24 protein-coding genes are annotated in these 23,172 nt (G+C 71.7%); 19 read left to right on the forward strand and 5 right to left on the reverse strand.

All coding sequences use genetic code 11. From position 1 onward, the window contains the following. Positions 1–123 precede the first annotated feature (123 nt). From FJ657_RS09630 to FJ657_RS09645, 4 genes are all read left to right on the forward strand, one after another. Entirely contained in the window at positions 124–714 is a 591-nt protein-coding gene (locus FJ657_RS09630) for an MDR/zinc-dependent alcohol dehydrogenase-like family protein (protein ID WP_141163428.1), read from the forward strand. A gap of 55 nt (positions 715–769) precedes the next feature. Continuing rightward, a complete protein-coding gene (locus FJ657_RS09635; protein ID WP_141163429.1) occupies positions 770–1,312 on the forward strand; it encodes a hypothetical protein in 543 nt (180 codons plus the stop codon). 132 nt (positions 1,313–1,444) lie between these two features. After that, positions 1,445–2,722 carry an MFS transporter gene (locus tag FJ657_RS09640; RefSeq protein WP_255447246.1) on the forward strand — a complete coding sequence of 426 codons (1,278 nt, stop codon included), beginning with the start codon at positions 1,445–1,447 and terminating at the stop codon, positions 2,720–2,722. A gap of 85 nt (positions 2,723–2,807) precedes the next feature. Next, on the forward strand, positions 2,808–4,409 hold the full coding sequence (locus FJ657_RS09645) for a PrsW family intramembrane metalloprotease (RefSeq protein ID WP_255447247.1): 1,602 nt from the start codon (positions 2,808–2,810) through the stop codon (positions 4,407–4,409). A gap of 170 nt (positions 4,410–4,579) precedes the next feature. Here FJ657_RS09645 and FJ657_RS09650 read toward each other — a convergent pair whose 3' ends face one another. After that, positions 4,580–5,767 (reverse strand): MarP family serine protease, encoded by a 1,188-nt coding sequence (locus FJ657_RS09650; RefSeq protein ID WP_141163431.1) that lies wholly within the window; start codon positions 5,765–5,767, stop codon positions 4,580–4,582. A gap of 214 nt (positions 5,768–5,981) precedes the next feature. Between FJ657_RS09650 and FJ657_RS09655 the strand changes: the two genes are divergently transcribed. Continuing rightward, positions 5,982–6,749 (forward strand): nuclease-related domain-containing protein, encoded by a 768-nt coding sequence (locus tag FJ657_RS09655; RefSeq protein WP_141163432.1) that lies wholly within the window; start codon positions 5,982–5,984, stop codon positions 6,747–6,749. A 134-nt stretch (positions 6,750–6,883) separates the two neighbouring features. After that, a complete protein-coding gene (gene rpsO, locus FJ657_RS09660; protein WP_141163433.1) occupies positions 6,884–7,153 on the forward strand; it encodes a 30S ribosomal protein S15 in 270 nt (89 codons plus the stop codon). A gap of 92 nt (positions 7,154–7,245) precedes the next feature. Here rpsO and FJ657_RS09665 read toward each other — a convergent pair whose 3' ends face one another. Continuing rightward, a complete protein-coding gene (locus tag FJ657_RS09665; protein ID WP_141163434.1) occupies positions 7,246–7,779 on the reverse strand; it encodes a hypothetical protein in 534 nt (177 codons plus the stop codon). A gap of 94 nt (positions 7,780–7,873) precedes the next feature. On the opposite strand from FJ657_RS09665, the gene FJ657_RS09670 reads away from it, so the two are divergent. Beyond that, positions 7,874–8,839, forward strand: coding sequence for an NADP-dependent oxidoreductase (locus FJ657_RS09670; protein WP_141163435.1), 966 nt, complete (start codon positions 7,874–7,876; stop codon positions 8,837–8,839). Then, positions 8,833–9,279 (forward strand): hypothetical protein, encoded by a 447-nt coding sequence (locus tag FJ657_RS09675; RefSeq protein WP_141163436.1) that lies wholly within the window; start codon positions 8,833–8,835, stop codon positions 9,277–9,279. The genes FJ657_RS09670 and FJ657_RS09675 overlap by 7 nt, the downstream gene beginning before the upstream one ends. Positions 9,280–9,309: 30 nt before the next feature. Here FJ657_RS09675 and FJ657_RS09680 read toward each other — a convergent pair whose 3' ends face one another. Then, complete coding sequence (locus FJ657_RS09680) at positions 9,310–9,693, reverse strand: thioredoxin family protein (RefSeq protein WP_141163437.1); 384 nt, start codon at positions 9,691–9,693, stop codon at positions 9,310–9,312. A gap of 133 nt (positions 9,694–9,826) precedes the next feature. On the opposite strand from FJ657_RS09680, the gene FJ657_RS09685 reads away from it, so the two are divergent. The 5 genes from FJ657_RS09685 to leuA all read left to right on the forward strand — a co-directional run bounded on the left by FJ657_RS09685 (position 9,827) and on the right by leuA (position 16,240). After that, on the forward strand, positions 9,827–11,095 hold the full coding sequence (locus FJ657_RS09685) for a sensor histidine kinase (RefSeq protein WP_181408933.1): 1,269 nt from the start codon (positions 9,827–9,829) through the stop codon (positions 11,093–11,095). Next, positions 11,092–11,757: a response regulator gene (locus FJ657_RS09690; protein ID WP_141163439.1), complete on the forward strand. Its 666-nt coding sequence runs from the start codon at positions 11,092–11,094 to the stop codon at positions 11,755–11,757. Before FJ657_RS09685 ends, FJ657_RS09690 begins: the two co-directional genes overlap by 4 nt. A gap of 167 nt (positions 11,758–11,924) precedes the next feature. Then, positions 11,925–12,686, forward strand: coding sequence for an ABC transporter ATP-binding protein (locus tag FJ657_RS09695; RefSeq protein ID WP_141163440.1), 762 nt, complete (start codon positions 11,925–11,927; stop codon positions 12,684–12,686). Further along, a complete protein-coding gene (locus FJ657_RS09700) occupies positions 12,683–14,104 on the forward strand; it encodes an ABC transporter permease (RefSeq protein ID WP_141163441.1) in 1,422 nt (473 codons plus the stop codon). The genes FJ657_RS09695 and FJ657_RS09700 overlap by 4 nt, the downstream gene beginning before the upstream one ends. 375 nt (positions 14,105–14,479) lie before the next feature. Next, entirely contained in the window at positions 14,480–16,240 is a 1,761-nt protein-coding gene (gene leuA / locus FJ657_RS09705) for a 2-isopropylmalate synthase (RefSeq protein WP_141163442.1), read from the forward strand. 209 nt (positions 16,241–16,449) lie between these two features. On the opposite strand, the gene FJ657_RS09710 is transcribed toward leuA, so the two are convergent. Continuing rightward, entirely contained in the window at positions 16,450–17,178 is a 729-nt protein-coding gene (locus tag FJ657_RS09710) for a trimeric intracellular cation channel family protein (RefSeq protein WP_141163443.1), read from the reverse strand. 66 nt (positions 17,179–17,244) lie between these two features. On the opposite strand from FJ657_RS09710, the gene FJ657_RS09715 reads away from it, so the two are divergent. After that, positions 17,245–18,021 carry a ribonuclease H family protein gene (locus FJ657_RS09715; RefSeq protein ID WP_141163444.1) on the forward strand — a complete coding sequence of 259 codons (777 nt, stop codon included), beginning with the start codon at positions 17,245–17,247 and terminating at the stop codon, positions 18,019–18,021. Between the two features lie 81 nt (positions 18,022–18,102). Here the strand turns inward: FJ657_RS09715 and FJ657_RS09720 are convergent, their stop codons facing one another. Beyond that, positions 18,103–18,567 (reverse strand): DUF8821 family protein, encoded by a 465-nt coding sequence (locus tag FJ657_RS09720; RefSeq protein ID WP_141163445.1) that lies wholly within the window; start codon positions 18,565–18,567, stop codon positions 18,103–18,105. 108 nt (positions 18,568–18,675) lie between these two features. Between FJ657_RS09720 and recO the strand changes: the two genes are divergently transcribed. The 5 genes from recO to FJ657_RS09745 all read left to right on the forward strand — a co-directional run bounded on the left by recO (position 18,676) and on the right by FJ657_RS09745 (position 23,111). After that, positions 18,676–19,446, forward strand: a complete 771-nt coding sequence (recO, locus tag FJ657_RS09725; RefSeq protein WP_141163446.1) for a DNA repair protein RecO — start codon at positions 18,676–18,678, stop codon at positions 19,444–19,446. A gap of 332 nt (positions 19,447–19,778) precedes the next feature. Further along, positions 19,779–20,609 carry an isoprenyl transferase gene (locus FJ657_RS09730; protein ID WP_141163447.1) on the forward strand — a complete coding sequence of 277 codons (831 nt, stop codon included), beginning with the start codon at positions 19,779–19,781 and terminating at the stop codon, positions 20,607–20,609. Between the two features lie 36 nt (positions 20,610–20,645). Further along, positions 20,646–21,647, forward strand: coding sequence for a hypothetical protein (locus tag FJ657_RS09735; RefSeq protein WP_141163448.1), 1,002 nt, complete (start codon positions 20,646–20,648; stop codon positions 21,645–21,647). A 266-nt stretch (positions 21,648–21,913) separates the two neighbouring features. Then, entirely contained in the window at positions 21,914–22,687 is a 774-nt protein-coding gene (locus FJ657_RS09740; protein WP_141163449.1) for a hypothetical protein, read from the forward strand. A 40-nt stretch (positions 22,688–22,727) separates the two neighbouring features. Further along, positions 22,728–23,111, forward strand: coding sequence for a hypothetical protein (locus tag FJ657_RS09745; RefSeq protein WP_141163450.1), 384 nt, complete (start codon positions 22,728–22,730; stop codon positions 23,109–23,111). Positions 23,112–23,172: the final 61 nt, after the last annotated feature.

Below are 23,172 nucleotides of genomic sequence, written 5' to 3' on the forward strand. Positions count from 1 at the left end.
TCGCAGGGCGTCTGCTCGTCATTCGGACCGCTCTCAGCAAACACCCGGGCACCATCGTCCCGTCGCGCGGAATACCACGCCAGGGTCGTGAGTTGCAGGCCTTGGAAGGGAGCGACCCGCTACATGATCACCTCGGATTCCCTGCGTCAGGCGCCGCGAGAGCTGCGACCCCTGCACGTGCCCCGTCCCTCGACAGGACAGCTGCGACTGCGCCCCAGTCTTCGCGGCAACGGCTTCGTCGTCGGCTCGGTGGAGGCGAACGGTCCCGATACCGTCGGCTTCGCCAACCGCGACCGCGTCGCCTGGCGTGACGACTCGACGGAGCTGCCCGATCTGCTGCTGAAGAGCCAGGACGACGTGCTCGGCGTCCCGTCGTGGATCACCGACCAGCAGGTCGTCGACTACCTCGGCCCCGGACTCGTCGCCCGCGCGCTCATGCGCTCGAGCCACCCGGTCGGCCGCGGCGATGACGTGCGCGTCATCTCCACCGATGCCCTCGTGTCCTCGATGGCCACCGCGTGGGCCCGCCACCTCGGCGCCCACATCGTCGAGCAGGGCCCGGCCCTCGTGCTCGAGCACAGCGCCCGCGGTCGGGTCTTCCCGCAGGCTCACGGGCGTCTCGCCCAGGCCGCCGTCGACGTCTTCCAGGCGATCCGCGCCGGGATGTTCGACGACATCGACGCCGATCAGTCGCGCGCCGTCACCGCCGCGTGACGCACTGTGGCGGGGCGCCCCACTCCGGTGCGGCGCCCCGCCTAGGCTGGGCCGCATGACGTTCCTGCCGATTCCGGCCGACGCCGACCTGACTGCCGCCGCTCGCATCGCGGCGCTCCGCCGCCTTCCCGACGGCGCGACGGCGACTCCGTCGGAGCGCGCCCTGCTCGGGCACCTGCCGAGCTTCGAGGCCTACGCCCAGTGGTATGCGCTGCGCGACGAGCTCGTGCCCTACGTCGGTGAGCGGGCTCTCGCGCTCTTCGGCTATGCGATCACCGATGCGCTCGACAGCCTGCACGGCACGGCCTGGTTCCGCCGGCAGCTGATCGACGGCGGGGGTGACCCCGACTCGGCCGAGGTCACCGAGACCGAGCGCGTGCTGCTCGACTGGGGGCGCCGTATCGGCGACGATGCGAACGCGGTTCCCGACGAGATCGCCGCAGTGATCCAGACGAAGTTCTCTCCCGGTCTGCGGCTCATGCTCGTCGCGTTCGCCGGCCAGACGGTCGCGGCCGCGGTGTTCGCCGCCGCCGGGCGGATCCCGCTCGCCGAGGAGCTGCTCGACTTCCGACGTCCGGGAGACGACCGCACGAGCTGACCCGCTCACCACCCGCCTGAGGGAGTCGCGGCGGCGGGTTTCTGCCCCTCCGCGTACGAGAACGGCAGGATCACGACGAACGTCGGCACCCGCGTGCGCTGCGGCGGGCCCCGGAGTCGACATACTCGGCTGGTGACCTCACCCGAGCGACGAGCGCACCGCCTGCATCCCGCCTGGATCGTCGCGGGCGCCGGTCTGCTGGCGCTGATCGGCGCGGCCGGCTTCCGCTCCGCCCCGAGCGCGCTCATGGTGCCGATCGAGCAGGATCTCGGTTGGTCGCGCACCGACATCTCGGTGGCGGTCGGGATCAACATCCTGCTGTACGGACTTACCGCGCCCTTCGCCGCCGCGCTCATGGAGCGCTTCGGGCTGCGACGCGTCGTCGCGGTCGCGCTGCTGCTCATCGCGGCGGGCGCCGCGCTGAGCTCGCTGTCGACGGCTCCCTGGATCCTCGTGGCGACCTGGGGCGTGCTGATCGGCCTCGGGACGGGGTCGATGGCGCTCGTCTTCGCCGCCCTGATTGCCGACCGCTGGTTCCTCCGTCGGCGCGGGCTCATCACGGGCGTTCTGACGGCCGGCAGCGCCGCGGGCCAGCTCGTGTTCCTGCCGATCGTCGCCCGCCTCGCCGTCGACAGCGACTGGCGCATCGCGTCGCTCGTGATCGCCGGGATCGCGCTCGTCGTGCTGCCGTTCGCGGTGCTGGGACTGCGGAACTCGCCCGCCGAACTCGGGATGACGCCCTACGGATCGCCCGCCGATGCGCTTCCCGCGTTCCCGCCGCGCAGCGCGGTGCCGCCAGCGCGGCGCGCCGTGCAGGTGCTCGCCCGCGCCGCCCGCGTGCGCACCTTCTGGGCACTCGTCGTCGGCTTCGCGATCTGCGGAGCGACCACCAACGGCCTCATCGGAACCCACTTCATCCCGGGTGCGCACGACGCCGGGATGTCGGAGACCACGGCCGCCGGACTCCTCGCCCTGGTCGGCGTCTTCGACGTCGTCGGGACGATCGCCTCCGGCTGGCTGACCGACCGGATCAACCCCCGCATCCTGCTCGCCGTCTACTACGCCGGGCGCGGCGTCGCGCTGCTCCTGCTGCCGTACCTGCTGGCCTCCACGGTGCAGCCGCCGGTGCTGCTCTTCGTGGTCGTCTACGGGCTCGACTGGGTCGCGACCGTGCCGCCGACCGCGGCGCTGTGCCGCGAGCTCTTCGGGGTCGACGGGCCGGTCGTCTACGGCTGGGTGTTCGCCGCGCACCAGATCGGCGCGTCGATCGCGGCCGTCGTCGCGGGCGTCATCCGCGAGTCGAGCGGCACCTACACGACGGCCTGGTTCGGGGCGGCCGGCCTGTGCGTCGTGGCGGCGGTCATCAGCGCCGGGATCGCGCGCCGCTCAGCGGCGCCGGTCACGAGCTGAGTCGAGGTCGCGTCGTCTGGAGCGACGACCGGATGGGGAGCGGTCTCCACGGCGATCGTCGCGGCGCGGTGGATACAGTGAGCGCATGACCGACCCGCGCACGCCGGATCAGCAGCCCGACTCCCCGAACGTCGACCCGGCCCAGCACCCGCAGCAGGGCCAGCCGCAGTACGGCCAGCCGACCCAGCCGCAGTACGGCCAGCCGACCCAGCCGCAATACGGCCAGCCGACCCAGCCGCAATACGGTCAGCCGGCCCAGCCGCAGTACGGTCAGCCGCAGTACGGTCAGCCGCAGTACGGCCAGCCCTACTCGGCGCCGCCGCAGGACTATCGTCAGCAACCCGGCCTGACCGACGCCGAGCTCCCCGGAGCGCGATACGCGCGCCAGCCGAGCTACGACGCGGCCTACTTCACGCCCGGATACGAGGTCGCCGCCGACCCGACGCTCGACGCCGAGCCGACGCTGGTGCGCACCGAGGGCGCGACGGTCTCGACGCTCGCGTCCGCCCCGGCCGACATCCGCGCGGAGACCATGCAGCACGCGGCCCCGGTCTTCGCCTCCCCGCCGCCGCAGCCGCACGTCGGCCGCCGTGTGGCGCTGATCATCGGCATCGTCGTCGCCGCCCTCGCCGCGCTCCTCGCGCTCGCGTACACGCTCATCGCGCTCGGCGTCGCGTCGATCTTCGCGGCGGTGCTCGCGCTCATCCCGCTCACGGTCGTTCTGCTCGCGATCCGCTGGGTCGACCGCTGGGAGCCCGAGCCCCTCGGCATCAAGATCTTCGCGTTCCTGTGGGGCGCCGGTGTCGCCGTCGTGACGGCGCTCGTGGTGGGCGTCGGAGTGCAGGTCGCTCAGGCGTTCTCCGGCTCCGACCCGACCTCCGACGCGAATCAGTTCTTCGGCGCCGTCATCCAGGCCCCGATCGTCGAAGAGGGCGCCAAGGGTCTCGGAATCCTGCTGATCTTCCTGATCGGCCGAAAGTACTTCGACGGCCCGGTCGACGGCATCGTCTACGGCGCGACGATCGCGGCCGGGTTCGCCTTCACCGAGAACATCCTCTACTTCGGTCAGCAGATCCAGACCTCGGGCGTGGTCTCGGGTGAGGTCGTGACGATCTTCTTCCTGCGCGGGGTGCTCTCGCCGTTCGCCCACGTCATGTTCACCTCGATGACCGGACTCGCGCTCGGTCTCGCGGCCAGTCGTTTCAAGCACTGGGCGCCCTCGGTCGGCTTCTACTTTGTGGGTCTGCTGGCCGCCATGCTGTTGCACGGCATCTGGAACGCGGCCGCCTCCCTCGTACCCGGCGGCATCCCCGGCTACCTGCTCTACTACTGCGTCGTCGAGGTGCCGTTGTTCGTCGGCCTGCTCGTGATCGTGTTCTGGCTGCGTCGGCGCGAGTCGCGGCAGACGCTCGCGCGACTCGCGGAGTACGCGGCGGCGGGATGGATCAATCGCGACGAGGTCGTCGCGCTCGGCAGCCCGGCCGGCCGCCGACAGGCGCGCGCGTGGGCCGCGTCGCGCGGGCAGAAGCCGCTCATGGCACGCTACATCCGCGACGCGACGATGCTGGCAGCCGCCCGGCAGCGGGTCATCCGCGACACGGGTCGCGCCGAGGCGCAGTCCGACGAGCTCGTGCTGCTCGGCAAGGTCACGGCGTCGCGCCGGGCGCTGCTCGGCGTCGGGGCCTGAACCGCCGGCGGATTCCCGACCGGCCGGCGAGTTAAAGACTCATCGCCCAGTGGCGGGTCAGTGACTCCGGCTCTTCTGGGCGATGAGTTGATCTGCCTCCAGGGTGCACCCGCCCGCCACCGAGGTCAAGACCCCCGTCGCCGATCCGCACCTGCTCGATCTCCCTCGGCTCAGCCGCGGGTGCAGTGCCCCGCCGACACCGCCGCGGTCAGCGCCGGCGCTCGCGCGACCACCGGCGCGACCTCGGCATCGGTCGTGGCGTAGCCGAGCTGGTCGTCGGTCGCGCTCTCGGCGAAGACGACGCCGGCGACGCGGCCGCTGGCGGTCAGCAGCGGCCCGCCGCTGTTGCCGGGCTCGACCACCGCGGCGATCGTGTAGATCTCGCGGGCATTGCGCGAGTCGTTGTAGATGTCGGCCACGAGCTCGGTCGAGCGGGCGAGCACCTGCGCGCCGCCCGAGGTGTAGGGCCCGCCGTAGGGGTAGCCGTCGACGGCGCCCCGATCGCCCACCTCGAGCGGGTCGGAGAGCTTGAGCGGTGTCGCCGACAGGCCCGAGGTCGCGAGAACGGCGAGATCGGCCTTCGGGTCGAAGTAGACGACCTTGGCGGTCACCACCTGCCCGGCGCGGGTGTCGACGACGGGCTCGGCGACACCCGCCACCACGTGGGCGTTCGTGACGATGCGGTCGCGGGCCACGACGAATCCCGACCCCGACTGGTTCTGACCGCAGGCGTAGGCGGTGCCGTTGATGCGCACGACCGAAGCCGAGGCGCGGCTCAGCGCGTCGGTCCCCTCGAGCGCGGGCGCTCCGGGCGAGGAGTCGACCCCGCCCAGCGCCTCGGTGATGCGGGGCAGGCCCGTGTCGAGCACGGCGGCGCGGATGCGCGACAGCCCCTGCTCCACCGGGTCGGGCGTGAGCTGGTCGATGCCGCGCAGCACGACCGACCCGGAGGCGGCCTGCGACAGCAGCGGGGAGCCGAGCGAGGTGAGGCTGCTGACGACGAGCGAGCTGGCGAGCGCGGCGATGACGACCCCGACCACGCCGCCGAGCAGGCGGCTCGGCCAGGCGATGCGTCGGCTCTCGGCGTCGCGTCCGCGCAGCGCTCGCGCGAGAGCCACGCCGAGCCCCTGTCCGGCCAGGATGAGCAGCAGCGCGATGCCGATCGCCGCGGTCATGCGCCAGCCCGGCGCCGGGATGAGCGGCACGACGAGCGGGATCGCGAAGAAGGCCCCGGCGGCGCCCGCGACCACGCCGATCAGCCCGCCGAGCGTGCGCAGGATGCCGGTGCGCCATCCGACGACGAAGTAGACGAGCAGGACGAGCACGATCAGCACGTCGAGCAGTCGGGCGAGAAGCATGGGCACTCCGGGTCGGTTCGGATCGCTCGATTCTGCCCTGTCGCGGTGTCGACGCCGTGCACGCCGGACGGATGCCGAGCACCCGTTCGGGGGATTCTGCGCTGACGGGCCCGCGGGCTACGGTCGAACCGGAAACGTTCTGGGGGGAACGATGACAGTGACCTGGGCGCCCACGGGGCGCACTCTGCGGGGCCGAGCTCCGTCGTATCGCGTGGTGCGCCAGTGCCTCGAGCACCAGTCGGCGGCGCGCGTGCGCGGTCGCGTGGATCGCGCGCTCGGCGCCGACCCGCTCGACGCCGACACCCGCCGCTGGTTCCGCGCCGCGCAGGGGGAGCGCCGCCTGGATGCGGTGCTCGCCGGGCTGGGGGAGCCCTGGACCGTGCTCAACAGCATCCCGGTCGGCCGCTCCGGCTACGTCGACCACCTGCTCATCGGACCCGCGGGCGTTTTCACCGTCGTCGCCCGCGCCGCCGCCCGTCGTCCGCTGACCGCCGAGGGCTTCGAGCTCGCGGGGGCGGAGTCGGACGCGCTGCGCGCCGCGGTCGCCGAGCGGCTCGACGCCGAGAGCCGGCTCTCGGTCGCCCTCGGGACGGAGGTCGAGGTGCGCGCCTTCGTCGTGGCCGTCGGCGCCGAGCGGGTGAGCGGCCACGCGGACGGGGTCACCGTCGTCACGCCGGCCGAGCTCGAGCGGGTTCTGGGCCGCGCGCCGCGCCGTCTCGACGCGCAGACCGTGACGCTGCTGCGCGCGGTCGCCGAGCAGCCGCGCACATGGCGCGAGCAGTCGGTCGAGGCGATCGACGACGCCGACATCGACGTCGAGCAGCGCTTCCGCAGTCTCGAGCTCGATGTGCGCTTCGCGCGTCGACTCCGGGTGCTCTGGACCGCGCTCGGCAGCGCGGCGGGCGCCGCGGGCCTGCTGGGGGCCCTCGCGGTGGCCGCTCCGGACGCGCTCGTCCAGCTCGGCGTCGCGCTCGGCTTCTGAGCTTCTCCGCTCGCGCGGTCACGGCATCCGCCGAGGCCTGCTAATCTTGCGAGGTTGCCGTCACGACGGCCGCGGATAGAGAGAGCGCACGCACCCCGCGTCGCGCACCGCGCAACGAGAGAAGGGATCCTTCTATGGCACTGGATGCAGACACCAAGAAGGCGATCATCGACGAGTACGCCACCCAGCCCGGTGACACCGGATCCCCGGAGGTGCAGATCGCGCTGCTGAGCAAGCGCATCAAGGACCTCACGGAGCACCTGAAGGAGCACAAGCACGACCACCACTCGCGTCGTGGCCTGCTCCTCCTGGTCGGACAGCGTCGCCGCCTGCTCGGCTACCTGCAGGACATCGACATCGAGCGCTACCGCTCGCTGATCGAGCGCCTCGGCCTTCGTCACTGAGTTCGCCTCCACGTACGGATGCGGGCCGTCACCTTCGGGTGGTGGCCCGCTTCTGTGTTCCGGCGCGGATGCGAGCGGTGCGGCGCAGCTGGTCAGCCGCGGATCAGGCGGACGAGTCCGATGACGCCGCGGATGCCGCCGAAGATGATCGCGCCCCAGGCGACGAAGTAGGTGCCGCCGTGGGCGGACGACAGGTACGTGCCGACCGTGATCACGATGCCGACGAGCATGATGCCGAACCCGACCAGCATGGCGATGAGACCCGACTTGCGCGCTGACGACATCCCGCCGGCGGGGGTGGCGCTGAGGCCGTAGCCGGCGTGCGGGCCCTGCTGGGCCGACGACCAGGCGTCGGGGGCGCCGTACTGAGCCTGCCCGTACTGCGGCTGAGCGTACTGAAGCTGGCCGTACTGCGGCTGCGCGATGCCGCCAGGCTGCACGGCGTAGGGGTTGAGGGTCGGAGCGCCGCCCTCCGGCGTCGGGAACGGCGGTGTCGCGCCGTACTGCGTCGCGGAATAGCCCGGCGCTGCGGCGGGCTGAGTCGGCGGCGGCGCGGGCTGGTCGTAGCCCGCGGGCGGCGCCGACTGCTGCGGGGTGGGGACGGGCGGGACGGACTGGTCGCTCATATGACTCCCTGGTGTGGTTCGCGAGGATTCTTCCCCATCGTTGCAGTCACTGCACCTCCCCGTCCGAGTGACGTGCCGCGTCTACGCTCGAGACATGCGCGCTACCGATCGAGCCGTCCGCTTCCACCGTCTCGGCGGCGTCGACTCCCTGCAGCTCGACGACGTGCCGATCCCGCAGCCCGGCGAGGGCCGGATCCGCGTGCGGGTCGTGACCGCGGGGCTCAACCCCGTGGACTGGAAGATCCTCAGCGGCGCGAACTCGCGGTACACGCCGACGATGCCCTCGGTCAACGGCAACGACTTCGCCGGCGTCGTGGACGCCGTCGGCGAGGGCGTCACCACGCGTCGGATCGGCGACCGCGTCTTCGGCGGCGCACGGTTCCACGCGCAGGCGGACCACCTGGTCGTCGACGCGGATGCGGTCGTCGCCATCCCCGACACGGTGCCCTTCGCGGTCGCCGGCGTGCTCGACATCGCCGGGCGCACCGCGTGGGCGAGCGTCGCATCCCTCGATCTCGGCGCAGAGGACACGGTGTTCATCAGCGGCGCCGCCGGCGGCGTGGGCGTGTTCAGTGCACAGCTCGCCGTGCGAACAGGCGCCCGGGTGATCGGCAGCTGCGGTCCCGACAACGACGCGCTGCTGCGTGACCTGGGGGTCGAGCCGGTCCGCTACGGCGACGGTCTCGACGCGCGTCTGCGCGAGCTCGCCCCCGATGGCATCACGGCGGTGCTCGACCAGGCGGGACACGGCACGATCGAACTCGCCCTCGTCCTCGGGGTGCCGTCAGGGCGCATCAACACGATCACCGATCCCGCCGCGGTGGAGCGTCTCGGCGTCACCAACGTCGGCGGGCACTCCCTGACCCCGGGCATCCACGAGCTCGCTGAACTGGCGGGACTGATCGCCGCCGGCGAGCTGCGCGTTCCGATCGATGCCGAGTTCGCGTTGGAGGAGTTCGGTGACGCCTACGCGCACCTGCGGCGAGGTCACCTCTCCGGCAAGGTGCTGCTGCGTCTCGTCGACGACGCGACGATCGCCGAGGAGGCGGCCGCATGGTGAGCTGGCCCTGGAGCCGCGACGAGATCGGAGATCCGGCTCTCCCCAAGACCGACCGCGGAACGGGCGCTCTCGACGACTACGACTACGACCTCGTGCCGCGCAAGGCGGGCGTGCGCATCCGCCTCGCGGCGGCCGAGCCGAACGCCGACGAGATCGCGTCGGTCGCCCGGCTCGCGGCCGACGAGGGCGTCGAACTCGAGACGATCGTGGCGGCGCGCACGATCGAACAGGAGCGCGTCGACGCCCCGATCGAGGTGCGCGTCTTCCTCGGCCGCCGGGTCAGCGGGATCGTGGGCGTGGTGCCGCGCGGACTCGAGAGCGTCGTCGATCAGACGCTGCGTCGCCTCGAGGATCGCGGCGACAATCCGCGCATCCCGGTCGAGATCGTGCAGACTCGACGCGGGCTGCGCGTCGAGCTCCTCATGGGAGCGACGCGCTAGGACCGACCAGGGGGTCGGGCGCCGCGGCGCCTACTCGCCGGCGGCGGTGTCGCCGGCTTCCTGCTGCGCGATCTGGGCGCGGATGCCGTCCATGTCGAGCGCGCGGATCTGCGTGATCAGCTCGTCGAGTGCCGGGCGGGGGAGCGCACCGGCCTGCTTGAACACGCCGATGCCGTCGCGGAAGGCCATGAGCGTCGGGATCGCCTGGATCTCGGCGGCGCCGGCGAGACCGCGCTGATCCTCGGTGTCGACCTTGCCGAACACGATGTCGGCGTTGTCGCCGCTCGCCGCGTCGTAGATCGGCGCGAAGGCCTTGCAGGGGCCGCACCAGTCGGCCCAGAAGTCGACGAGGACGATGCCGCCCTCGAGGATGGTCGATTCGAAGTCCTGCTCGGTCAGATCCACCGTGGCCATGCCGACCAGCCTAGGCGGGTCGCGCCGGCCCGCGCTGGCCCGCGTACGACCGCAGGATGATCTGCGACGCCCGAGCGACGGATATCCGGCCGCGAGCGGCGACCCCGTCGCCGGTCTGGCCTACCGTGGAGGCGTGTTCCGTCCGCTCACCCGCACTCAGCTCACGGTCGACATCGCCGTGCCCGCGGGCATCGTGGTCGTGTTCATCTGGCCCGCGCTGCTGCTGGCGAGCGGCATGCCGGCCGAACCGCTCGCTCTGATCGGCTTCGGCATCGCGCTCGTGTTCCGCCGCCTCGCCCCCGGTCTCGCGCTCGGCATCACCTGGGCGGTGGCGATCCTCGAGATGCTCGCGCGCATCCCCAGCCCGGGGCCGTCGAACCTGCTGATCCTCGGCGTGCTCTTCGCGACCGCGGCGCACGGCACGCGGCTCGTGCGCTGGATGGGGTTCGCCTCGTCGTTCCTCGGCGCCTTCTGCGTCGCCTTCTACATCCAGATCGTGCCCATGCTGTCGAACGGGATGCCGGGGCTCGGCGACGCGGCCCGCTACCTCCTCGTCGGCGGATTCCTCTTCGGCGCGGCTCTCGCCGGCTTCCTGCTGTCGTGGACGGCCGGCCTGCTCATGACGATCGGGCTCCGCGCCCGGGTGAGTCGCGCCCAGGCCGCCGCAGCGTCCTACGAGGTCATCGCCGAGCAGGAGCGCACCCGCATTGCCCGCGACATGCACGATGTCGTCGCCCATTCGCTCGCCGTCGTGATCGCCCAGGCCGACGGCGCACGGTATCTGCGCAAGACGGATCCCGAGGCAGTGGATGAGGCGCTCACCACGATCGCGTCCACCTCGCGCGAGGCTCTCGCCGACGTGCGCGTGCTGCTGGCGCAGCTGCGCCACAAGCAGGGCGACGCCCCGCAGCCGGCGATCGCCGACCTGGAGCGCCTCTACGAGCAGATGCGCGCCTCCGGACTCGCGATCGAGGTCGGCGGCTCCGGCGTCGCACTGCCGTTCCCCACGCCGACTCAGCTCGCGATCTACCGGATCGTGCAGGAGTCGATGACGAACGCCCTGCGCCACGGAGATCCCGCCGAGGCGGTCCAGTTGCGCTTCGACTGGGCTCCAGGTGGGCTGCACCTCTCGATCGCGAGCGCCCTGCGTCCGAATGCGGCGCCCAACGCGCACCCGGGCCACGGCCTCGCCGGCATGACCGAGCGGGCGAACCTCGTCGGCGGCACGCTGAGCGCGGGAGCGGAGGGCGCGCGGTTCGTCGTGCGCGCCTGGCTGCCCGCCGAGGCCGGAACGCCGGCGGGGGCCGTCGCGTTCGACGCCGGCGCTCGCGCGACCACCCCGAACCCCGACGCGCCGTTCCCGGCGCCGACCCCCGCCGACGAGAGGCACCCCGCTCCGTGACCGACCGCATCCGCGTCGCCCTGGTCGACGACCAGGCCCTGTTCCGCACCGGCATCCGCATGCTCGTGAGCTCGCAGCCCGACCTCGAGTTCGTCGGCGAGGCCGGCGACGGGGTCGAGGGCATCTCGCTCGCCGCCTCGGCGAAGCCCGACGTGATCCTCATGGACATCCGCATGCCCGTCCTCGACGGGATCGACGCGACGGCGCGCATCGTGCAGGCGCGCGCCGCCGGGGCTGAGAGCCCGCGCATCCTGGTGCTCACGACCTTCGATCTCGACGAGGCGGCGGCCCGCGCGATCCGCGCCGGCGCGAGCGGCTTCGTGCTGAAGGACGCCGACCCCGAGTTCCTGCTCGCCGCGATCCGCACAGTGCACGCTGGCACGTCGGTGATCGCCGCCTCGGCCACGAAGGAGCTGTTCCAGCAGTTCGGGTCGCGCAGCGCGGCCGCCGCGCCTCCGCCGGAGTTCGGTGAGCTGACCCAGCGCGAGCGCGAGATCTTCCTGCTCGCGGCCGCCGGCCGCAGCAACAGCGAGATCGCGGCGCAGGAGTTCGTCAGCGAGGCGACCGTGAAGACCCACATCAGCCGCATCCTCGCCAAGCTCGGTCTGCGCGACCGCGTGCAGCTCGTCGTCTACGCGTACGAGAACCGGCTCACCGACTGACGCGGTATCGCGGAGGCCGCCGCCGCCCGTCGCCGCTCTCCCTTCGGCGACGGCGACGACCGTCGGCGTGTGCGACGCCGGTCTGATCGGCGGATCATCCCGTCGGATGACGTCGGACCTCCCGCAGCCGGACGACCGGTCCGAGCCCGCTCCGTAGCGTCGAGGACATGGAGATCACGACCACCGACATGGGCCTCGTCGCCCGGGTGCAGAACCTGACCAAGAGCTACGGCCGCGCCGCCGGCGAGGTGACCGCGCTGCGGGACGTGACCCTCGGGATCCGCCGCGGCGAGTTCACCGCGATCATGGGTCCCAGCGGCTCGGGCAAGTCGACGCTCATGCACATCATGGCCGGCCTCGACTCGCCGACCGGAGGCCGCGTGTGGCTCGGCGACGCCGAGATCGGCGGCCTGGGCGACACCCAGCTGACGCTGCTGCGCCGCCGTCGCGTCGGCTTCGTCTTCCAGTCGTTCAACCTCGTGCCGACGCTCGATGTCGCGGGCAACATCCTGCTGCCCTTCGAGCTCGACGGACGTCGTCCGAACGCGCAGGAGAAGGCCTGGGTCGACCAGCTGATCGCCGCGCTCGGCCTCGGACCGCGTCTGAAGCACCGGCCGCACGAGCTGTCGGGCGGGCAGCAGCAGCGCGTCGCGATCGCGCGCGCTCTCGCCACACGGCCCGAGCTCGTCTTCGCCGACGAGCCCACCGGCAACCTCGACTCGCGCACCGGCCGCGAGGTGCTCTCGCTGCTGTCGACGGCGAGCCGCGACTACGGGCAGTCGATCGCGATGGTCACCCACGACCCGGTCGCCGCGAGCTATGCCGACCGCATCCTGTTCCTCGCCGACGGCGTCGTGGTCGACGACCGTCCGCGCCAGTCGGCCGAGGAGATCTCGCGCACCATGCTCGCGATGGAGAGTGCGGCGTGAGCGGCGCGCGTGGAACGGCGGCCCTGCGCGGTCACGCCTCGAGCATCACCGTCGCGACCCTCAGCACCGCGTTCGGAGTGGCGCTCCTGCAGGTGACCGGCTTCCTCGGAGCGCTCATCACGAAGGATCCCGCCGCTGGGCGCAGCACCGAGACGCTGCCGCTCATGCTCTCGATCCTCGCGCTCGTGTTCATCGCGATCTCGATCTACGTCGGCGCCGTCGTCACCGCCAACACCTTCGCGACGATCGTCGCCGGGCGGGCCCGCACGATCGCGCTGCTGCGCCTCATCGGCGACAGCGCGCAGGCGCAGCGCCGGGGGATCGCGCGCGAGGGCATCACGGTCGGCGTGATCGGCGCCCTCCTCGGCGTCGTGATCGGCACCGCCTTCGCAGTCGGGCTCGACCGGCTCGCCGTCGCGACCTCGACCATCCCCGACATCGGCTACGGACTCGGCTGGCTCAACCCGGTCGTCGTCGTGCCGATGGTCGCGGTCGTGCTGACCACCTGGGCGGCCTCGTGGATCGGCTCCCGCCGCGTGCTCGCCGTCACGCCGCTGCAGGCCATCGGCGGAGCGCAGGAGGCCGGGCGCGAGGAGCTCGTGCGCCGTCCGACGCGCACCGTGACCGCGATCGTGCTGTTCGTGCTCGGCACCGCCGTGCTGCTGCTCGGCGTGGGAATCGGCCTGATCTCGCCGTTCGGGGTGCTCATCGGCATCGTCGGCGGCATCCTCTCCTTCAGCGGACTCATCGCCGGCGCCCACCTGATCATGCCGCCGGCGCTGCGTCTCGTGGGCCGGCTGTTCGGGCGAGCGCCCACGGCCCGGCTAGCATCCGAGAACGCGCTCCGCTACCCGGAACGCAGCTCGCGCACCACGATCGGCGTCGTGATCGGCGTCACCCTCATCACGATGTTCGGCGTCGCGATCGCGAGCTTCAGCGACATGATCCACGCCGCGCAGGCCGACCAGCCGGAGGTTTACGCGGGCACCGACACGATCCTGACGGCGATCCAGGCGGTGTTCTCGGTGCTCGTCGGATTCAGCGCGCTCATCGCCGCGGTCGGGCTCGTCAACAACCTGTCACTCAGCGTCGTGCAGCGCACCCGCGAGCTGGGCCTGCTGCGGGCGCTCGGCTTCAGCGTGCGGCAGCTGCGCACGATGATCACCGTCGAGAGCGCGCAGCTGACGGGCACGGCCGTGCTCGTCGGGCTCGTGCTGGGCGCGTTCTACGGCTGGTGCGGCGCGCAGTCGCTGCTCGGCAGCATCAACGGATCCCCGGGGCTCGTGCTGCCGGGGGTGCCGTGGACGCTGCTCGCGGTCATCGTGGTCGCCGCCGCGCTGCTCACCTGGGTCGCGTCCCTGGCGCCGGCCCACCGCGCCACCCGCGTCGCCCCGGTCACGGCCCTCGCGGTCGACTGACGCCGCCCGACCCGGCCGCCGGCCGGCCCGGCCGCCGGTCCGCCCGGCCGCTCGCCCCGCCGCCCCACTCGGCCGTGCGTTCCCCGGGCCCGCGCCGCGCGCATCCATGTGCTCGGAGCACCTGTCGGAAACTCAGGCGCCGTGCATCCCGATCCTTGTGATCCGGGTGCGCGGCGCCTGCTCCGTCGCGCGTTGCCTGAGTTTCCGACAGCGCCGCGGGGCGGACGCTCCGCCGACGGTGCTAGCCTGCTGACGTGCGCTTCGGCCAGCTCCTTCTTAGCTGCCGCGACGAGGTCTCGATCTGACGGCCTCCCTCGTCGCGGAGTCTGTCGACGGCTGTTGACATCCCCTTCGTCCGGAGAGACCAGCTCGATCATGCAGAACACCCAGAAGCCCAGCCCGATGCCGGTGCACCGCTACCGCTCCTACAGCGAGCAGTTCCGCACCGACCTCCCCGACCGCACCTGGCCCGCCAAGGTCATCGACACCGCGCCGCTCTGGTGCGCGGTCGACCTGCGCGACGGCAACCAGGCGCTCATCGACCCGATGAGCCCCGAGCGCAAGCGCATCATGTTCGACCTGCTCGTGAAGATGGGCTACAAGCAGATCGAGGTCGGCTTCCCGTCGGCCAGTCAGACCGACTTCGACTTCGTGCGGAACCTCATCGACGAGGGCGCCATCCCCGACGACGTCACCATCCAGGTGCTGACTCAGGCCCGCGAGCACCTCATCGCCCGCACCTACGAGTCGCTGCGCGGCGCCAAGCAGGCGATCGTGCACCTCTACAACTCGACGAGCATCCTGCAGCGCGAGGTCGTCTTCCGCACCGACGAGCAGGGCATCGTCGACATCGCGCTCGAGGGCGCGCGGCTCTGCCGCGAGTACGAGAAGACGATCCCCGAGACGACCGTCTACTACGAGTACTCGCCCGAGAGCTACACCGGCACCGAGCTTGAGTTCGCCCGCGACATCTGCAACCAGGTGCTCGAGGTGCTCGAGCCGACGCCCGAGCGCAAGGTCATCATCAACCTGCCCTCGACGGTGGAGATGGCGACGCCGAACGTCTACGCCGACTCGATCGAGTGGATGTCGCGCAACCTGAACCACCGCGAGAACGTCATCCTGAGCCTGCACCCGCACAACGACCGCGGCACCGCGATCGCCGCCGCCGAGCTCGGCTACCAGGCCGGCGCGGACCGCATCGAGGGATGCCTGTTCGGCAACGGCGAGCGCACCGGCAACGTCGACCTGGTCGCGCTGGGCATCAACCTGTTCACGCAGGGCGTGGACCCGCAGATCGACTTCAGCGACCTCGACGAGATCCGTCGCACGGCCGAGTACTGCAACCAGCTGCGTGTTCCCGAGCGCAGCCCCTGGGCCGGCGACCTGGTCTACACCGCCTTCAGCGGCAGCCACCAGGATGCGATCAAGAAGGGCTTCGAGGCGATGGAGCGCCGGTCGGTCGAGACGGGCACCCCGGTGGCCGACCTCGAGTGGGCCGTTCCCTACCTGCCGGTCGACCCGAAGGATCTGGGTCGAGGCTACGAGGCCGTCGTCCGGGTCAACTCGCAGTCGGGCAAGGGCGGCGTCGCCTACCTGCTCAAGGCAGACCACTCGCTCGACCTGCCGCGTCGCCTGCAGATCGAGTTCAGCCAGGTCGTGCAGTCGAAGACCGACAGCGAAGGCGGCGAGGTCACGAGCGACCAGATCTGGTCGGTCTTCCAGGACGAGTACCTGCCGGCCGCCGCGGCTGATGACAAGTGGGGGCGCTACGAGATCCTCTCGACTCGCACGGCGAGTGAGATGACGGGCTCGATCGAGCTCGACATCCGCTGGCGCGTGGGGGAGGAGACGACCCAGGCCACCGGCGTCGGCAACGGCCCGATCGCGGCGTTCCTCGGCATCCTCGCCGAGCAGGGTCACGAGGTGCGCCTCTACGACTACGTCGAGCACGCGCTCTCGGCCTCGGGCGACGCGCAGGCGGCGGCGTACGTCGAGCTGCAGGTCGGCGACCAGCGCCTCTGGGGCGTCGGGATCGACGCCGACATCTCGACCGCGTCGCTCAAGGCCGTCGTCTCGGCGGTCAACCGCGCCGTGCGTCTGCGCGACGCAGCGCCGGAGCTCGCCGCCGTCTGATCCCGTTCTGACATCGCCGGAGCGTTTACCCGCCTCGGCGATGTCGGGAACTCAGGCGATCCGGCCTCCCGCCGGTTCGTCGGAAACTCAGGCGCGTCCCGGGAGGCGCCGCAGGGACGCCCCGGATTCGAGCGCCGTCGCGCGGTGCTGCCTGAGTTTCCGACATCCGCGCGAACTGCGTCGCTGCCTGAGTTTCCGACAGGGCGGAATCAGTCCGGGCCGGGCTGCTCCGCCTCCCGCACCGAGCGCCGCCAGGCGAACCGCCAGGCGAGCGCTCGCTGCTCCGGCAGCGTCCACGAGAAGAGCACCGCGAGCACCCGGATCACGACCGTGATCGCGACGCACACCGTCGCTGCGGTCGCGATCGGCACGCCGAGGGCGACGAGTCCGACGAGGCTCGTCGTCCCGGCGATCGCCGCGACCGCGTAGAGCGAGCTGACGTGCATCAGCGCGATCGGCAGATTGAGCAGCAGGTCGCGCAGGATGGACCCGCCCACGGCGGTCAGCGCCCCGAGGAAGATCGACGGCACGACCGGCAGTCCGAGCGCGAGCGCCTTCGTCGTCCCGATCGCGCCGAACAGGCCGAGCGTCAGCGCATCCAGCACCGTGATGAGGTGCCGGAGCCGGTGGAAGATGCGCTCGAGCGCCATGCCGAGCAGCGCTGCGCCGGTCGCGACGAGCAGGTGCCAGTTGGTCTGCAGCGCCGCGGGCACCTGCGACAGCAGCACGTCGCGCAGGATCCCGCCGCCGAACCCGGTGGCGATACCGATGATCGCGACGCCGAGCAGGTCGAGCCGCCGATCGCGGAACCCGGCCGCGAACAGAGCGCCCTGCAGGCTGCCGATGCCGATCGAGAGCAGGTCGGCCCACAGCGGGATCGTGAAGGCGGCGCTGGACACCTGCCCAGTGTGCCGCTCGTCGACCCGCACCGTGCGCATCCGCGACGTCGTCGGCGCGCCCTAGGGTTGGATGCGGCGCGTCGGATGACGCGCGGAGGGAGCCCCATGACGATCACCGCCGCCGCTGACGGATCCGCACTCGGCAATCCCGGGCCGGCCGGCTGGGCGTGGTTCGTCGACGAGCAGAACTGGGCGGCCGGCGGCTGGGCGCACGCGACGAACAACCGCGGTGAGCTGCAGGCGGTGCTCGAGTTCTTCCGGGCGACCGCGCACCTCGACGACGACCTGCTCGTGCTCTGCGACAGCCAGTACGTCATCAACTGCGTGACGAAGTGGATGCCGGGCTGGAAGTCGAAGGGCTGGCGCAAGCGCGACGGCGCGCCAGTGCTCAACGTCGACCTGCTGCAGCAGCTCGACGAGGCCATCGCGGGCCGCCGCTACCGCTTCGAGTGGGTCAAGGGTCACGCCGGGCACGGGCTGAACGAGGCCGCCGACGTGCGGGCGCGCGCGGCGGCGGAGGCGTATCAGCGCGGACGCGACGTGGATGCGGGCCCGGGCTTCGGCGAGTCGGCGCCGGCATCCAGCGCAGCGGCCGTCGTGCAACCGGCCGGTGCAGCCGCGTCGACGACGAACGCTGCACCGACGACGAGCACCGCGGCAGCGTCGAGCGAGGCGCGCGGGAGCACCGGCACCCGACCCGGTACTGGCGACGACGGACTCTCCGATCGCGACCTGCCGGCCGAGGCGACCCTGTTCGACTTCGATGACCCGACCGAGATCGAGGTCGTCGTGCGACTCGATGCCGATGACCACCGCCGCCTCCTGGCGCGGGCTCAGGACGAGGGCGTCTCGCCCGAGCAGCTGCTGCGCTCGCTCATCTGAGCACGGCGGCGTCGGCGTGCACGTCGGCGCCGATCTCGCCGGTGCCGACCGCAGGGCCGGCCGGGGCGGCCGATCCCGAGCTCAGTGCTCCTTCTTGATCACGAAGAACGATCCGCGGATCGTTCCGGCGAGCTTCGACTTCTGCCGGGCGAACTTGAATTTGTCGGCGAGCTCGACCGGCACCTCCATCCCGTCGGAGAGCTTGAACCCGACCGCCCGCTTTCCCGCATCCGCCAGCGTGTACATGACGTTGATCGAGAGCCCGCTCTCGTAGAACACGTAGGCGATCTTGATCCCCTCGACCTCGAACTCGGTGGCCTCGAGCGGCGTCGAGGCGATCACCAGGTCGCGTTCGTCGGCGAGGATGCCGTGAACCCAGTCGATCGTCGCCGACGCCTCGGCGGCCGGCTCGGTCGTGAACACGTGGTCGTACTTGTTCTTGAAGTAGCGGGCCTCGTTCGCGCGCAGGCCCGCCAGCGCATCCGCGACCGGCGATGACTCCAGGCCTACGGTCGAGACCTCGGTGAAGTCCACGGCGTACGACATCGGGTGCTCCTCCCGGCGGGCCACGCGACCCGTCCTCGGCTGAGGGTAGTGCGGCCCGGCCCGAGTGGGCTCCCGGCGCGAGTCGGGGGTCGGAGGCAGAATGTCCCGGTGCCGACCTACCGTGACGACGTCGTGGTCCTGCGCACCCACAAGCTGGGTGAGGCGGACCGCATCGTCACGATGCTCAGCCGACGCCACGGCAAGATCCGGGCCGTCGCCAAGGGCGTGCGGCGCACCGCGTCGCGTTTCGGCTCGCGGCTCGAGCCGTTCATGGTCGCCGACGTGCAGTGCTACGAGGGCCGCAGCCTCGACATCGTGCAGCAAGCGGAGTCGATCGGCGCCTACGGGGCCGACATCGTGGGGGACTACGCGCGGTACACGGCGGCGACCGCGATGGTGGAGACCGCCGATCGGCTCACCGACCACGACGCCGGACTGCAGCACTACCTGCTGCTGGTCGGAGCGCTGCGCTCGCTCGCGCGCGGCGAGCACACGCCGGGACTGACGCTCGACTCGTATCTGCTGCGCGCGCTCTCGATCGCCGGATGGGCGCCGACCTTCGTCGACTGCGCGGTGACCGGCGCATCCGGTCCGCACACGGCCTTCTCGCCACAGCTCGGCGGGGTCGTCGCCGACGCCGTCGCGCCGCCGGGCACGCCGCGGCTCGACGTCGCGACGCTGAGTCTGCTCGGGGCGCTGCTCGCGGGCGACTGGGACGCGGCCGAGGACAGCGACGAGCGCTCCCGCGGCCAGGCTTCGGGCGTCGTGGCCGCCTATGTGCAGTTCCACCTCGAGCGCGGTCTGCGCTCGCTCACCCACGTCGACCGCACCGCCGCCCTCGACCGCCGCCCGCCGGCCCCGAGCATCCCCGCCCCCTGACCGCGCCAGCGCCACGACCCACCGCCCAGCGCCTCGCAAGAATGCGCGCTCGAATCGGGTCGGAAACTCAGGCAGAGGCCGTTCTGCTCGGCCCGAGCCGTCCAGCCGCCGCCGTCGGACGACGTCTCCGCCTGAGTTTCCGACGCGAGATCAGACACCCGCACCGAGCGCGTCGCGCTCCGGCCGCCCTGTCGGAAACTCAGGCAGCCGGTGCGCGCAAGGACTCGGGACCCCCGCCGTCGGCGGCCCGACGACGGCGCTGCCTGAGTTTCCGGCACATCCGGGAGCGTCGCGGCGCCGGGGGCTGAGCGGCGCATGGCACGATCGACCCGATGACCGATCCCTCGCGCTTCCTGCGCACCCACCGCGACGCCGTCGACTTCAAGCCCGTCGACTGGACCGGCCTGTACCCGCCGGCGATCCCGTCGACGGCGGTGCCCGAGCACGTCGCGATCGTGATGGACGGCAACGGCCGCTGGGCGAACCGTCAGGGCCTCACGCGCACCCAGGGGCACCAGGCCGGCGAAGCCGCGCTGCTCGACGTCGTCGCCGGAGCGATCCAGATCGGCGTCAAGCACCTCAGCGTCTACGCGTTCTCGACCGAGAACTGGAAGCGCAGCCCCGACGAGGTGCGGTTCCTCATGGGCTTCAACCGCGACGTGCTGCACCGGCGTCGCGACCAGCTCAACGCCTGGGGGGTCCGCGTGCGCTGGGCGGGACGCAAGCCGAAGCTGTGGCGCTCGGTCATCGACGAGCTGCAGTTCGCCGAGCGTCTGACCGCGGGCAACAGCACCATGACCCTCACGATGTGCGTCAACTACGGGGGTCGCACCGAGATCGCGGATGCCGTGCGCGCGATCGGCGCCGAGGTCGCCGCGGGTCGGCTCAACCCGGGGAAGATCAGCGAGAAGACGATCCAGAAGCACCTCTACACCCCCGATCTGCCCGACGTCGACCTGTTCGTGCGCAGCTCGGGCGAGCAGCGCACGAGCAACTTCCAGCTCTGGCAGTCGGCGTATGCCGAGATGGTCTTCCTCGATACCCTCTGGCCCGATTTCTCGCGCACCGATCTGTGGCAGGCCGTCGGGCTGTTCGCCCAGCGAGCACGTCGCTTCGGGGGAGCGGTGGATGCGCCGGGCGCTCGACCGTCCACGGCGGGCTGAGGATGTCGTGATCCGGGCCGACGAGCTCGTGTGGAGATGCTCGCGCCACGTCCGGGCGAGAAGCTCACTCCGCTCCTGCAGGGTCCGCTGCGCACGAGGGCAAGCACCTCGACGTTCTTCCTGGCTCTCGTGCCGGCGGTCACCTTCGTCGTCGTGGGCCTGCCGAAAGCGGTGATCCTGCTCTCCGCCGACCCGGCGCGGCCGGTGGGCGCCGTCGCGCTGATCGCGGTCACCGCGATTCTGGTCGTCGTGTCGGCGCTCGACTTCCGCGCGAGCAACCGCTCCGTCCGCGCGCAGAGCGCTCTGCGGGCCCGGATCACCGACCGTCTCCCCGAGTTCGCCGAGCGCAACGGGATGTCGTATCTCGCGACCGACCCCGGGCTGTGGCTCCCGCATCCGATGTTCCACCGTCGTGGCGTCGAGAATGCCCGGTTCGAGGGGGTCCTGCGGCCCCCGAGCCCGCGCGACGTCGTGGCCGGCACCTACCGCGCCGAGTCCGGGCAGGGGCGCGAGCGCACCACGATCGCGCGGCCGCTCGTGGCGATCCGCCTCGATCGTCCGCTTCCGCACATCCGCCTGGAATCGCGCAGCGGTGCGCCTTTCGACGATCGGACGCCGGGACAGAGCCTGTCGCTCGAGGGCGACTTCGACCGCTGGTTCCGGCTGTACTGCCCGCGTGGCGCCGAGGTCGAGGCGCTGACCGTGCTCACTCCCGACGTCATGGCCGCGCTGATCGACGAGATCCCGCACTGGCGGGTCGAGATCGTCGACGACCAGCTGCTGCTGGTGCCCTGGTTCTTCACCTTCGACGCGCTCGACGGCGAGGGGCTCCGCGCGGTGTTCCGCGTGATCGAACGGGTCGGGCAGCAGTTCACCGAGCAGACCGACGGCCCGCGCCGGACCGAGCTCCCTCCCGAGCGTGTGCGGAGACTGCGAGCCGCGGACCGGCCCTGGCCACTCGTCGCGATCGGGCTGCTCGGCGGGATCCTGGCGATGATGGCCGCCATTCTGGCGATCCAGTTGTGGCTTCCGTTGTGAATCCCGGCGCCGGGCCGGGCGACTGGCCCCGTGCCGCTGCTCTCGACACCAGCGCACTGGAGCCGCGATCCGGCGAGCCGACCGTCCTGGTGCTGACGCGACGGATGCCGACACGTCTCGTCGCGGGATTCTCGCTCACCCTGGTGCTGGTGATCACGGTGGGTGCGATCGGCGGGTTCACGGCGATTCTACTCCTCCTGAGCCGGAGCGGGGATGCGCGAACGGCTCTCGTCGGCGCTGTCCTGGCCGCGTGCTCGGCGTGCACCATGGCGGCGTTCGGACTGGTCCTCTGGCGGCGTGAGGTCTTCCGCGTCCGTCACGGCGTGCGGCGGGCGGAGATCACGTCCCGGCTTCCCCGCTTCGCCGGCGACAACGGATTCCGCTCCGACCCGGTCGAGCGCGATATCGAGCTGCCGCACCCCGTCTTCCATCTGCCTCGCCGCAACCCGCGCCTGGTCGGCGTGCTGCGCCCGACGTCGGGTCGTCCGTTCGTGCTCGGCACGCCCATCCTCGATCGCGACGAGGGACGCGGCGTCGTCACTCACGAGTTCCGCCCGGTGCTCGCGGTGCGACTCGACCGTCGGCTTCCGCACATCTATCTCGAGCCGACCGGCGTGGAGCCCGACCCGCTGGCGATCGCGCAACGGCTGTCGCTGGAGGGGGACTTCGATCGCTGGTTCACCCTGCTCTGTCCGGCCGGGGCGGTGCTGACCCCCGACGTCATGGCCGCGATGATCGACCACGCGGGGGCGTGGGGCGCTGAGATCGTCGACGACTGGCTGCTCTTCCGGCCGCCGCACGAATCCCTGCTGCACCTCGGGCCCGAGGAGATGCGGGGCGTGTTCGCGCTGCTCGACACGGTCGGCGGCCAGTTCATCGCGCAGACCGATGGGGCGGTCACGACCGAGCCCGTTGCTCGTGCGGCGCGCCGCCTGCGGCCGGGGTTCCGCTGGCCCGCGCTGATCGCCCTGAGCGCGGCACTGTTCGTCATGCTGTTCGTCGTCGGGCTGCGGCTGCTCGCGTTCGCGCTGGCCGGGTGACGACGCCGCTAGGCTCGAGCGACGAACCCGAGGAGTCATCGTGTCGCAGCTCACCCCGGACCCGCACGATCCGGTCCTGGTCGTGGCGGGCGACATCCAGGTCAGCAGTCAGTGGATCTTCACCCCGAGCGGCACCGTGCCGCTGCGTGGGGCGAACATCGTCGCGACCGACTACTCGCGCGTCGAGCAGCGCATCCCGACGTGGGCGATCGTCGTCGCGATCGTCGGGTTCTTCGTGATCACCCTGTTCAGCCTGCTGTTCCTGCTCGTGAAAGAACAGCGGGTGGTCGGCTACGTGCAGATCACCGTGCAGGCGCCCGGCTTCGCGCATGTGTGCGACGTTCCGGTGACGCACCCGGGCACGGGCGCCGATCTGCACGGGCGCGTGATGTACGCGCGCCAGCTCGCGGCCGCGCTCGGCTGAACGGGGTCGGATCGCGCTGAGCTCCTCGTGCCGCGGCGCGAGTCGGGCGCCAGCGGGTGGG

The sequence above is a fragment of the Schumannella soli genome, assembly GCF_006517435.1.
GTDB classification, from domain to species: Bacteria; Actinomycetota; Actinomycetes; order Actinomycetales; family Microbacteriaceae; genus Schumannella; species Schumannella soli.